8 protein-coding genes are annotated in these 13,685 nt (G+C 54.9%); 4 read left to right on the forward strand and 4 right to left on the reverse strand.

The window, feature by feature from the left end; genetic code table 11:
• Together MMG91_RS00610 and MMG91_RS00615 are read left to right on the forward strand one after the other, a co-directional pair.
• On the forward strand, positions 1–1,662 hold the full coding sequence (locus MMG91_RS00610) for a response regulator (protein ID WP_405046512.1): 1,662 nt from the start codon (positions 1–3) through the stop codon (positions 1,660–1,662).
• Positions 1,663–1,868: 206 nt separating this feature from the next.
• Entirely contained in the window at positions 1,869–2,804 is a 936-nt protein-coding gene (locus MMG91_RS00615) for a halovibrin HvnA (protein WP_310658385.1), read from the forward strand.
• A 48-nt stretch (positions 2,805–2,852) separates the two neighbouring features.
• On the opposite strand, the gene MMG91_RS00620 is transcribed toward MMG91_RS00615, so the two are convergent.
• The 4 genes from MMG91_RS00620 to MMG91_RS00635 form a co-directional block, all read right to left on the reverse strand.
• Complete coding sequence (locus MMG91_RS00620; RefSeq protein WP_305449666.1) at positions 2,853–3,230, reverse strand: response regulator; 378 nt, start codon at positions 3,228–3,230, stop codon at positions 2,853–2,855.
• 44 nt (positions 3,231–3,274) lie between these two features.
• Positions 3,275–4,489: a hybrid sensor histidine kinase/response regulator gene (locus tag MMG91_RS00625; protein WP_310658386.1), complete on the reverse strand. Its 1,215-nt coding sequence runs from the start codon at positions 4,487–4,489 to the stop codon at positions 3,275–3,277.
• Positions 4,490–4,565: 76 nt separating this feature from the next.
• A complete protein-coding gene (locus MMG91_RS00630; protein WP_305421389.1) occupies positions 4,566–5,381 on the reverse strand; it encodes a protein-glutamate O-methyltransferase CheR in 816 nt (271 codons plus the stop codon).
• Entirely contained in the window at positions 5,381–8,872 is a 3,492-nt protein-coding gene (locus MMG91_RS00635) for a response regulator (protein ID WP_310658387.1), read from the reverse strand. Before MMG91_RS00635 ends, MMG91_RS00630 begins: the two co-directional genes overlap by 1 nt.
• Positions 8,873–9,131: 259 nt before the next feature.
• Between MMG91_RS00635 and MMG91_RS00640 the strand changes: the two genes are divergently transcribed.
• Together MMG91_RS00640 and MMG91_RS00645 are read left to right on the forward strand one after the other, a co-directional pair.
• Complete coding sequence (locus MMG91_RS00640) at positions 9,132–9,491, forward strand: response regulator (protein ID WP_310658388.1); 360 nt, start codon at positions 9,132–9,134, stop codon at positions 9,489–9,491.
• A gap of 184 nt (positions 9,492–9,675) precedes the next feature.
• The gene (locus MMG91_RS00645) at positions 9,676–13,509 is read left to right on the forward strand and encodes a hypothetical protein (RefSeq protein WP_310658389.1); all 3,834 of its coding nucleotides are present in this window, start codon (positions 9,676–9,678) and stop codon (positions 13,507–13,509) included.
• Positions 13,510–13,685 lie beyond the last annotated feature (176 nt).

A 13,685-nucleotide genomic window follows, 5' to 3' on the forward strand; every position in this document is an offset into this window, starting at 1 on the left:
ATGGAGGCAATGTCCGAGCGTGCGATTATTCTTGCGCCGCTGGGCCGCGACAGCCAGATCGCGCTGATGATGCTCAACGAAGCAGGGTTCGAGGGGGTCATCGCCCGGGATCTGGGCGCGTTGTGCAACGAGCTGTCACTGGGTGCCGGCCTGTTGGTGATTGCTTCCGAGGCCTTGTTGGGCGCAAACCTTGAACCGCTGCTGGGTCTGATCGAGCAGCAACCGGCGTGGTCGGATCTGCCGATCGTACTGCTGACCCACCACGGTGGCCCGGAGCAGAACCCTGCGTCGCGACTCGGTTTGCAGTTGGGCAACGTGACCTTTCTCGAGCGACCGTTTCATCCGGTCACGCTGATCAGTCTGGTCACCACAGCGTTGCGCGGGCGACGACGGCAGTATGAAGCCAGGGATCGGTTGATTGATCTGAGCCAAAGCGAATTGCGTCTGCAAAATACCCTGGAAACCCTCGAACAACAGGTCGAGGAACGCACGGCACAATTGCGCCACAACGAAGAAGCCCTCAGGCAGTCCCATAAAATGGAAGCGGTCGGCCAACTCACCGGCGGTATTGCCCACGACTTCAACAACATGCTGACCGGTATTATCGGCAGCCTCGAGCTGCTGCGTCGGCGCCTGGCCCGGGGACGCACCGAGGATCTGGACAGCCTGATCGATCTTGGGGTGACCTCAGCCAACCGCGCGGCCGGCCTGACCCATCGACTGCTGGCGTTCTCCCGACGCCAGTCGCTGGATTCAAAACCGGTACAGATGAACACCCTGGTGGTGTCCATGGGTGAATTGTTGCAGCGCAGCATCAACGAAAGCATTCACCTGGAAATGCAACTGGACGAGCAACTGTGGGTGGCCGAGGCCGACCCCAACCAACTCGAAAGCGCCCTGCTCAACCTGGTGCTCAACGCCCGAGATGCCATGCCCGACGGCGGAAAGCTGCTGGTCAAAACCTCCAATCAGCATCTGGATACGGAGTTCACCGAGGCCCACAGCAATCTGCAACCGGGCGATTACATCGTCCTTAGCGTCACCGACACCGGTTACGGCATGCCGCAAAGCACCATCAACCGGGCCTTTGATCCTTTCTTCACGACCAAGCCCATCGGCCAGGGCACAGGCTTGGGTTTGTCGATGATTTACGGTTTCAGCAAACAATCCGGCGGACACGTCAGCATCCACAGTGAAGTCGGAAAAGGCACCACGGTCAGCCTGTTTTTGCCGCGTTTCAGCGGGGAACTGCTCCAGGACTCCCGAGTCGATACCCAACACACCCCTTTCGCCCGGGACGGCGAAACCGTGCTGATCGTCGAGGACGACCCCGCCGTGCGAGTCCTGGTCAGCACCGTATTGAGTGAATTGGGCTACGCCTTCGTTGAAGCGAGCGATGCCGACAGCGCCGTGCCGATTCTCGACTCCGGCCAGCGAATCGACCTGTTGATCAGCGACGTGGGCCTGCCGGGCATGAACGGCAGGCAACTGGCGGAAATCGGCCGGCAGTATCGGCCTGATCTCAAGGTATTGTTCATCACCGGGTATGCCGAACACGCAGCGGTGCGCGGGGGCTTTCTTGATCCCGGCATGCAGATGATCACCAAGCCGTTCACTTTCGATTTGTTGACGGCGAAGGTGCGGGAGATGATTCGGGTCTGATGTGTTATCCGGAAAATCACACCTTGATCGCACGGCACAGCCGCTCAGCATAGACCTCGATTTGAAGCCTGTCAGCTGTCAACTCTGACAGCTATTCAGTTCACTTCCTCCTTGATTAAATCTCCTCTGAAATCCGCAGAGCGGCCTGGTAGGTCGCTCTGCGCCCGCCTGCCACGCGCAGGTCACATTCAAGGGATGGAGAGGCAATGAAGGAAGTCATCGCGCTGATGTTGATGGTTCTTTTGGCGGGCTGTCAGGTTCGCGAACAACAACAATCGGCTCCAAATGAACAGACGCCCATGCGGGCCGTGCAAGCTGAAAGCGGCATCGCCAGCACCCTCTCGATTTCGGCACAGAATGGCACCACCGTCGCAACCAACCTGACCAATCGCTACAACGATGTTCGCCCTGATTGCGGCAAGCCCTCGCTGCCGGCCTTCCTCTGCCGTGGGATCATTTTGCGATCGACAGTACCATCGGATGCTTATTCAAGCTGGAACCCCAGCCCGCACTCTCAAACCAGCGGCGGCGTTTCATTTACATTTTTGGGCAAAGACGCGAAGTTCAAAAACCTAGTGTTTGGGCAAAATAACGGCTTTATTTTTTACCCCGTACTATCGAAGCCAGAAGGCACAAAACACATCGAGATTCTGTGTGCATACCCAAGAGACGGCGCGACTATGTTGAGGGATAAGCCGGGATGCGGTGCTCACCCTTATGCACCCGATCGGAGTGGACTCTGCCAGACAATCGGTATATCCACTGCTGAACAATGGATCGCAAACTGGAATCAGAACATTTGGAATATGTGTAGTTTCGATGTGCGCGACTCAATGAACAACTTGAGCGCCGATTCGTTCTACCAATCTATTAGGGCTCACAATCTGAAAAACATGTTCGCCGGTTCATACGACTACACCGAGTTGATCCTGGCGACCTGGCCGCAGAACATTCCTCAGGAACTGCCCATCGAGGCGTTTTACTATCTACCCGGCGGGCTCGCCGGCGCACAACATGATCAACGTGACTTTTACGCTAAAACCGGGGGAAAGGTTGTCCCGATTATAAAACTGACGTTACCCTCCGCTACCACAGCCGATGCGACTTTCACTTACCTTCAGGCAGATCAGGTAAAACCTTGACTCGCCGAAATGTACAAACGCGCGCAGGCAAATGACCGACGCGCAGCTTCAGGACAGCATGTCCTGCATGATCTTTTGCAGCACATCCAGATCGAACGGCTTGGCCAGGATCGGCGCTTTGCGGGTGATCGGGCTGTCGGTCTCACGAATTTCCTGCGGATAGCCGCTGATGAAGATCACCTTGAGCTCCGGTCGCAGCTTCACGGCGGGTTCGGCGATCTGCACGCCAGAGATTCCCCCGGGTAAGCGGAAGTCGGTGATCATCATGTCCAGATGCGGTTTGCTTGCCAGAATTTCAAAGGCCTGCTCGCCGTTTTCGGCTTGCAGCACCCGGTAACCCTCACCCGACAAATAAGCAGACAGCACCATCAAAATCGAAGGGTCATCTTCGACGATCAGTACCACATCTTGTGCATCTTCACTCATGGAAAGCCTTTGTTCGGTCAATAGCTGCTGATACGACCGTGCGGTCACTCAGAGGTTGCGTTTATCGGGCTGTTTTCCTGCTGCGGCAGACAAACGCGAAACAATGCGCCTTCGCCAATCCGGCTCTCGACGGTGATGGAGCCACCATGGGCGGCGACAATCTGCTCCGAAATAAACAGCCCCAGGCCCAGCCCCGCTACAACGGCCTTGGCGGAAACCCGTTCGAACCGTTGAAAAATGCGCTGCTGATTCTCTTCACTGATCCCGATACCGCGATCCTGAACCTCAACTCGCGCTTGCCCGTCGTGATTGTACACGCGTACGTCGATCGGGCTCTTGGCGCCATAACGCAGCGCATTGGTCAACAAGTTGGAAATCACTTGTTCGATACGGAACTCGTCCCAGTTGCCCACCACGGGCTGGTCGGCCGTCAAGGTCACCGACGACTCTGCGGTCTCGACCTGCGGTGTGAAATTTTGCAGAAGATTCTTTACCAGCTGCACCAGATCCAGCCGACTGGGGCGGATCGACAGCTTGCCCGTGCGGATGCGCGACACATCGAGCATGTCTTCGATCAGGCGGATCAGGCTTTTGATCTGCCGCTCGTCACGGTCGACCATAGCGTGCATCTTGTCCAGGGTGAATGCCGCGGCGTTATCCCGGGCCAGATGCATTTTGCGCAACTGGGTTTCGAGAATCAGGCCATTGAGCGGCGTACGGACTTCGTGGGCCACGATGGACATGAAGTCATCACGCATGCGCACCGCTTGCTCCAGCTCATTTTGGGTGTTCTGCAATTGTTTGAGCAACGCCTCCTGTTCACGGCGACTTTGCTCCAGCGCTTCGACCTGGTGCTTCATCGCTTTGCTCTGGCGATACAGGTCGACGAAGACATTGACCTTGCTCTTGACCGCATGAACATCCAGCGGCTTGTGCAAGAAATCCACCGCACCGCTTTCGTAGCCCTTGAACGCGTAATTAAGCTCGCGGCCGGCGGCACTGACGAACACAATCGGGATGTTTCTGGTTTTTTCCGTGCCGCGCATCAACTCGGCCAGTTCGAAGCCGTCCATGCCGGGCATCTGCACATCGAGAATGGCCATGGCAAATTCGTGTTGCAGCAACAGCGATAAGGCTTCGTCGGCGGACAGGGCTTTGTAGACGATACGGTCTTCACGCCTGATCAATGCTTCGAGCGCCAGAAGGTTCTCCGGCAGGTCGTCGACGATCAGTAATTTAGCCTGGATATTACTTAGCATGCGATTCCTTCCAGCTCGACAAGCAAACGGTCGATGCCGCGAAGATCCAACCGATGAGTATCCAGCACTGCACTGTTCATGATTTGCGATAGATCCGTTCTGGTTTGACCAATGCTTCAAACTGGTTGCCATAGGCCGAGAAGTCCAGGGTTTCTTTACTGCCCAGTGCCAGAAAACCCCGATGGCACAAGGATTCGTGAAATAGGCCGAAGGCACGATCCTGAAGCTTTTTATTAAAGTAAATCAATACATTACGACATGAAATCAATTGAGTTTCCGAGAACACACTGTCGGTAGCCAGGCTGTGATCCGCGAAGGTCACGTTGTCGCACAGGCTCTTGTCAAAAATGGCGTAGCCATAAGCCGCAGTGTAGTAATCGGCGAACGAACGCTGACCACCGGCCTGCTGGTAGTTGTGAGTGTAGGCCCGGACATTCTCCAGGGAGAAAATTCCTTGCCTGGCTTTATCCAGCGAGCGCGGGTTGATGTCGGTGGCATAGAGGATGGTGCGATCCAGCAAGCCTTCTTCGCGCAGCAGAATCGCCATCGAATAGACCTCTTCGCCGGTGCTGCAACCAGCGATCCAGACCTTGATCGACGGCCAGGTCTTGAGCAGTGGCACCACTTCCTGACGCAGTGCCAGGAAATGCGAAGGGTCGCGGAACATTTCGCTGACAGGGATCGTCAGCAATTGCAGCAGTTGCATGAACGCGGTCGGATCGTGCAGAACCTTCTCTTGCAGCGCCGAGATGGTTTTGCACTCGAACTGGCTCAAGGCGTGATTGACCCGGCGTTTGATCGACGCGCTGGAATAATCGCGAAAATCGTAGCTGTACTTGAGGTAGATCGCCTCGATCAACAAGCGCAGTTCGATTTCGGTATTGCGTTCCACTAAATTCGTTCCATCTTCGGTAACCACACACGAATCAGCGAGAAAAGGCGATCCAGGTCGATAGGTTTGGCCAGGTAATCGTTGGAACCGGCCTGCAAGCAGCGCTCCTGATCGTCTTTCATGGCCTTGGCCGTCACCGCAATGATCGGCAACTTGCGCCAGCGCGGGTCCTTGCGGATTTCGAGGGTGGCTTCGAAACCATCCATTTCCGGCATCATCACGTCCATCAGCACCAGGTCAATGTCCTCGACTTCATTCAACTTCTCGATCGCTTCACGGCCGTTGCGACCAATGACCACGATTGCGCCTTTTTGCTCCAGCGCGCTGGTGAGGGCGAAGATGTTGCGTACATCGTCGTCCACCAGCAGCACTTTACGGCCCTCGAAAACCTTGTCGCGGCTACGGGCGGTCTTGAGCATCGTCTGGCGTTCATGGGACAAGCGGGATTCGACTTTATGCAGAAAGAGTGTCACTTCGTCCAGTAACCGCTCGGGCGAGCGCGCGCCCTTGATGATGATCGAGCGCGAATACTTGCGCAGCTCGGCCTCTTCATCCCGGGTCAGATTACGTCCGGTATAGACGATCACCGGCGGGAACGAGCAGATATCTTCGGTGGACATGCGTTTAAGCAAGTCGTTGCCGAGCATGTCCGGCAGCTTCAGGTCGATGATCATGCAGTCGAAGATCGTGGTGCGCAGCAAGTCGAGCGCATCCTGCGCCAGGCCGACGGCGGTGATTTCAATGTCATCGTCGCCGATCAGTCGGGCGATGCTGTCGCGCTGCACATCGTCGTCTTCAACCAGCAAGACCCGTTTGACCTTCTGCGTCAGTTTAGCTTCGAGACGGGCAAACACATCCTTGAGTTCATCACGCGTGGTCGGCTTGACCGCATAACCGATGGCGCCCAGGTGCATGGCGGTCTCGACGCGGTCTTCGACCGAAATCACATGCACCGGGATGTGCCGGGTTTCGGCATGTTCTTTCAAACGCTGCAATACCGTCAGCCCGGAATGATCCGGCAGGCGCATGTCCAACAGAATCGCATCGGGGATGAACTGCCTGGCCAGGTCGTAGCCTTCGTCGGCGCCGTGGGCCACCAGGCACTGATAACCCAGTTCATGGGCCAGGTCGTAGAGAATGTGCGCAAAGTTCGGCTCATCCTCCACCACCAGAATGCAGCGAGTGGCGAATGGCGCCTTGTTGCGATCATCGTCGAAACGCGGAATGTCGACCTCGGCAATCAGCGGCACAAGCGCAGCAACCACGGCGTTTTTCTGCACGGCAACCGGCGTGGCTTTCATCGTCTCGACAGGCGCGTCGCCCGGCTCGACGTACTGCTGCGGCAGCACCAAGGTAAACACACTGCCCTGCCCAGGCGTACTGGCCACACTGATCGAGCCGCCCAACAAGGTGGCCAGATCACGAGAAATCGACAAGCCCAGGCCGGTGCCGCCGTAACGACGATTGGTGGTGCCATCGACCTGACGGAAGGCTTCGAAAATGCTTTCCTGCTGGTCCGGCGCAATACCGATGCCGGAATCGCGGACGATAAAGGCGATGCCCTCGTCCGGCTGAGCAGCGACGCTCAGGTTGACGGTGCCCGTTTCGGTGAATTTCACTGCGTTGGACAGCAGGTTCTTGATCACTTGCTCCAGGCGCTGGCGGTCGGTGAACAGCATCAGCGGTGCATCGGCCAGCAATTGGATCTGAAAATCCAGGTTCTTTTCCGCAGCCAATGGCTGGAACATACTTCGCAGACCTTCCACCAGTCGCGCGACACTGGTGTTTTCCGCACGCACCTCAAGCTTGCCGGCCTCGACCTTGGAAATGTCGAGAATGTCGTTGATCAGGTTAAGCAAGTCATTGCCAGCGGAGTAGATCGACTCGGCGAACTTGACCTGCTCGGCGCTGAGGTTTTCCTGTGGGTTTTCCGCCAGCAGTTTGGCCAGAATCAGCGAACTGTTCAGCGGCGTGCGCAGTTCGTGGGACATGTTCGCGAGGAATTCTGACTTGTACTTGCTTGAGCGCTGCAATTCTTCGGCGCGCGCTTCGAGCTCAACTTGAGCCATATTCAGTTCGGTGTTCTTCAGGTCCATGGCATCGCGTTGCGCGGCCAGGATCTGCCCCTGCTCGGCGAGTTGTTCGTTGGTTTGCTCCAGCTCGACCTGCTGTTTTTCCAGGTGAGTCTGGGACTCCTTGAGAATCCGCGATTGCTCTTCCAGTTCTTCGTTGGCGGTCTTGAGTTCTTCTTGCTGAACCTGCAGTTCTTCGTTGAGTTGCTGGGTTTCGGCCAGCACTTCCTGCAAGCGATGACGATAGCGGGCGGCCTCGATCGAGGTGCCGATGTTGCCGGCAATCAAATCGAGCAGTTCGATGTCACGATCCGTCAGCGTGCGCAGGAAACCCAATTCGATCACACCGTTGACCCGATCGTCGTCGCTGGTCGGCACCACCAGCACGCTGTGCGGCAGGCCTTCGCCAAGACCGGAGCTGATTTTGAAGTAATCACTCGGGACGTCATCGAGACGGATCAAGCGCGCCTGTTGCACCACTTGGCCGACAATTCCTTCGCCACTGTAAATCTGCTGCTCAAGCGCTTCCTGTTCCCGGGAGAAACCGTAAGACGCGATGCGCTTCAGGCCACCATGATCCTCACGGACATAGATCGCCGCGACAGCCGTCCCTAAATATTGGGCGCAGAACTGCAGAATGTTGCGTCCCAACAGATTGAGGGATAGCTGCCCCAGGACTTGCTCGGCCAGTTCGGTCTGCCCGTTGCGTAACCAGGCTTGCTGTTCCAGACGCCGGGCACTGGCCTGTTGTCCCGCGAGGTTGGCACTGTAGTTTTGGGACAGGTTGAGCAAGTCCCGACGGCCAATGTAGGCCAGCATCGCGCTGATACCGGCCACGAACAGCAGATAAAGGGCGATGCTCCAGATCGTGGTACGGCGCACTTCCTCGTTACGAGTGGTGCGCAACTGCTGCTCCATGTCGATAACGTCTTCGAATTGCTTGCGGATCTCATCGGTCAGCCGCTTGCCGCGTCCGGCCTTGACGGCACCACGGTAGTCACCGCTGGCACGCTGCAAATCAATCATCGACTGCGCGTAATTGGCCCATTCTGCCTGCAAGGCCTGGAGCCGGCGCAGCCGATCCGTCTGGACCGGATTGTCGCCTGTCAATTCGAGCAAGGTAGTGAGAGCGACGGCGATTCTCGGCTTGGCCGTCTCGTAGGGATCAAGGAAATGTTCGTCGCCGCTGAGCAGGAACCCGCGCATGCCGGTTTCCAGATCGACGGTCAGCTTTATCGCCTCATTGGCATTATTGATCACCCGGTCGGTGTGCTGGACCCACTGGAACACCGACAACAGGTAGGTGATCAGCGAAACGAAGAAAACCGCGCTGATGACGCCGACACCCAATGGCAGGCTGACGTTGCGGCTCAGAAGTTTACGGAATCGTTGCTCATCAACCGAGGACGCAGAGGTCATGGGGAAGCCTTGTCGTACTGTTGAAAACCATCGAGTCTGCCCCAAAACGGCCGAGCCGATCCATTTTTCTGACATGTTTTACGGCAAAATCCCGCATTTAGCTGCTCTGGGACAAAGGAGCGGTTAATCTCTGCGGCTCTTGTGCGGCTATTGTTTTTGTAGCGCGTCGGGAACTTGTCGTGATTCGTCACTTACTCATGCAAGAGCCCGGCGGTTTCGATCGACCGGCAACCGCGAATTCAACCTTTGAGAGCCCACTATGCCCACCAACGCCTCCACCATTTTGGTCGTCGAAGACGATGCCATCGTGCGTACGCTGATCGTCGATGTACTGGAGGAATTGGAATTCCGAGTGCTTGCGGCGGATGGGAGTGAAATGGCGCTGGAATTCATCAACGATGAGGACCAGGACATCGACTTATTGATGACGGATGTGGGGCTGCCTGTCATGGACGGTCGGGAATTGGCCAAGCAGGCGCGCATGCTACGTCCCGAATTGCCGATCCTGTTTGCCAGCGGCTATGCCGAGAGCATCGAGGTGCCTGAGGGCATGCATAGCATCGGCAAGCCATTCTCGATTGATCAGTTGCGGGACAAAGTAAAGAACATCATCAAATAGAGATATCGATAATCAAACCTCTTCAAATAGCAATGAAGGGGTCATCTCCCCCCCAGACAAGTTCTCAATAATATAATTCAGAACTACCAACACTTGAAAAACACACTTACACAACAACTCTTGATAAACGCAAGACAACAAACGAGGATCCCCAAACATAGAACCAAAACCAAATGGATTTATCATGATCATCAAACATACCCCACCAACTCAAAGATACTTATCCAGATCTGTCACCGACACCGCCATTCAAGCTCACCATACTCAAAGTGATAATAGTGAGCGAAGTGAAGTTATATCTAAGTTAAAGCAGCGCGGAGAGCACCTCGCCCCTTCGCAAGCCATCACGCTGGAAGGTGCCCTCATCTCCCTTGAGTCCGGGTCGACGCTTGAAGACGCTCTGCAACCCGGCAGGGCACTGCTAAAAACAATGTCCGAACAACACGCCTTCAAAAAACTAATGGTCACCCTCAGACTTCCCGAGCACTCCCTGTTCGAAGTAACTTCCGAAGGCGAAATAAACGCAAGATACTCAGGCAACACAATTGGCTTTGCGAACGCATTCAAACTTGCACCGGACCTGAATGATGATCTTCATACACTGGTTGAGATGGCGCAATTGACCGGTGGCATCATCACTCTCGCTGACCAAGTCGAGTTGGCGCAATGGCTGAAATTCCATGGTTACACCATCCCCCGAACCGCCGCCGAAGGTTTCAGGCTGACAGAATTCATGCAACTGAAGCCGCCAGTGAGTCCACCGCTTGGTAACTACTGGGAAATGATCAAAGCCGGGGGAGACAATTCCGTCACTCTTTCTGCCGTTCAGCGTAGCGAATTTCGCAAAATCATCAGCAGTTACATCAAGGATCAGTCGTTACTTGAGCACCTGGTCAATGGCATTTTGGGCGGTAGGTCTACCCCCTTCAAACGCTCGGAGGCTGAGGATATTCTTGAAAAAGTAGTTTCCAGCCCCATCGCTTTTTACTGGGCCAACGCTTATGTGCGGGATCTGGGCTGGTATGGCGCGCAAGAAAACCAACCCCAAACAGATGAGTCGCTCAAGCTAATGATGGTGACTTCGCTCTTGCTCAATCTTCATCCTGGAGTCGGCGAGCAAGAGCCTCGCAATCATGTGGCAGGTTTCAACTTATATGCTGTCGAGCACATGGAAAAGTCCTTCGCCGATGTCCAAACGGAATTCGAAAGGCACCTGATCGAGAACCACCGGATTACCGAAAAAAATGCGGCACTGGCCGCTCACCTGTTGCTGGCAGAAGCCGCACCGGAATTTCTGGTGAGAGATCTGCCTCCCACCCTGTTATTGGGCACGCCGCAATGGGTTGAATTATGCCGGATCGTCGCGGTGGAGGAAATCATTGCGCCGGGATCGACGCGCTCGATGACTTATGCGCAGCTACAACACCTGTCGAAGTTTGACGCGGTCTCCGAGTCGCGAAAGACGCTCGACGCTCTCGCTGCCGTGGATCCTGTGATTGATTGGGCATTGTTTAACAAAATCGTCACGCCGGATGACGTAGAGAAGTCGGTCACGGACTCGCTTGAAGTGGCATTGGACGCGTACGCCCGACACGCCAAGACGCTTGCCGAAACGGCGCAAACATTGTCTCGCCCTCTGCCGACTCGCAAGATCGTCGCTCTGGACATTCTCAAGCAGGTCGCCCCAGGATGTACCTATCTCGAACAAGACGTCCTTCACCAAACGAAAAATCGACCACTGGAGGACTCTTACGCCGACGCGTTTCCCGTATCGCCTGTCGAACTGCACATGTCTAATGACCTGGCGACCGGTGACTGGGATCTGAAGAAGGGCGAAAGTATCTACAAAGCATTTCCCCGCATGCTCCCCAACCTGATTGCTCCTGATGGTGAGTTCTACCGTCAGTTCAATCGTGACTATGTGGCTCATGTACAAGCAATGAACATGCATTTAAAACTGGCATTTTCATCATTGCCACTGCCTGATCGGACACGGCTGCTAAAAGGCAAGGTGACGATATTCACCATAAGACCATCAGTCGCTAAACTCCAGCCGATCACTACTCTCCCCATGAACCCCATCGCGTCAACCCTTGATGCGATTCTGAAGGTGACCGAGCGCAAACCGACGGAAAGTCATAAGGAGATAGAGGAGGCAACGGGTCGCTACGGTGTAGTCATCTGTTCACACTTCGAGGGCCGAGTGACTTGTTACGAATTATTCACCTTGCACGGAACCTGTCGCGAAAACACCGAGCTGGCAGCGCTTGTGCAAAGGGAAAACCTTTTAAGCACAACCGTTCGCAGCAGTAAGAAAAACTACTCTCTTCCTGCGAAGGTACACCAGCTGCCCACGAACATCGAGTGTTATACCCACGGGGTAACGCCCGGCCTCGTCAACGTCAGTGCTGGTGTGATCGACAAAATCGGTGAGTTGTCAGCGTCTCCCCAGACTTCAGAAATCAACGGCTATTACCAGAGTTTCTATTCGACAGAGTTCGACTCATTGGTGAACTTCGTACTGAAGCACAGGCCAATCGCGACCTACGATGAACTGGTGAGAGAGTGCTGGGGACAGACCAGGCTGGAGGCATTGCGCGCAAAACGGGAAAAGGATCTGGATACGTTTCTCAATTTTGTCGTGCCCTTCAAATCCTGTATCGAAGATCTGAACTCAGACGATCTGGATCGACAATTCCAAGGGGTGGCTGGGTGTACTTTAGAAGCCGCGATGACCGTTCTGTTAGTAGTCGGAGCCGCCGCCAAGATTGCCAGCCTTGCCGCCAAAAGCATGAGCATTGCTACCAAGGCGAGCGCGATGGCTTCGACAGGTCTCGGATTAGTGAGCAGCCTGTTCAATCCGCTGGACGGAGCTTCCGACTTGCTTTTGCACGGCGCAAAACTGTTGCGCAAAGGGTGGCGCAACAGTGTGGCCGCACTCGATAACGCGGTTTTCGATGCGCGTAAATGGTCGGGCGTAACACCACACCGCCACCTGGCCGCAACTGTCGACCCTGACACTATTCGCCTAGGAACCTGGCGTCCCGCGCAAACATCCCAGGATGCCTTTCAGGTATGGGGTATACGCCGCAATGACGAATGGTACGCTCTGAACCGATTGGGCCAGCCTTGGGGAGCCAAACTGGAAAATTTCAATTACAAATTCAAACTGCCTACCCTGCCGTGGCACAGGATCATGCCCAAAAGCTACACCCAACGTTACATGAAGAAGGCTATTCCCGCCGCCAAAGCCAAACTGGACAATGCGATCCACTTATTGGCCGATGCAGAGCCAGACACCGAAGTTCGCAAGGTTCTCGAATATCTGTTTGGGACGGGATCCGACGAAGCTGCTCAACATATCGGGCTAAAACTGCGAGCAATGCGTAAGGATCTCGATGCTTTCACGCTCTCCAATGTGTCGTTTAGAAAAGCCGATGTCAGCGCAGTGGCAGCATTAAATGTGCCTGATTACAAGCGGTGGAAGAAGGCGGTAATTAATGGGACTGTACATAAAGAATCGATCAAGAAATTCATCAAGATTTATCCGGAACACCTGGATGATTTTTATCGCACAGCACGCTACGATGAAACCCGAATTGCCGACGTCTTGATCCATGAGATGTCACATGGCGCACCTGGCACATTCGACCTCTATTATGGGAAAACTCTGGATCGTGTTGAATTCGACGTGGCTCCATTAATTGATTTGGCGCGCAACCCTCGCATGATTGACCCGTCATTTTCGAACCCTTACAGGACAGTGGACACGGAAAAATTTACTCATCTACACAACTTTGAATCCATCCGCCCCAGTCTTCCGACTCTGGTTCAAAAGCATCCAGCCTTGTACAACGCAGACTCTTACGAGGTAGCGGTTTCTTTGATTGACCAAATCAAATCCGATCCTACTGGGTTTCACATAAATATGGCAACCATAGCAACGGCGCTACGCAGCACCGAGACCGATCAGTTCATCGGTACGTTAGAAATCAATCTTGGCAGAGTACTGGCCTGACGTTTTGCTCTCGATGCCAAGACTATCTGGCTGATTGAACAGAAAAAAATGCCAGTCCCGCTCAGGGCTGGCATTTTTGCATTTATCGTTTCCTATCCAGAACAAAAGATCCCGCAACCACGTAACGAGTGCCCAGCGTCGTCAACGGATGAAATTATCCAGCGCTGTGGTTTAAT

The sequence above is a fragment of the Pseudomonas sp. JL3 genome, from assembly GCF_031570575.1.
GTDB lineage: Bacteria > Pseudomonadota > Gammaproteobacteria > Pseudomonadales > Pseudomonadaceae > Aquipseudomonas > Aquipseudomonas cucumis.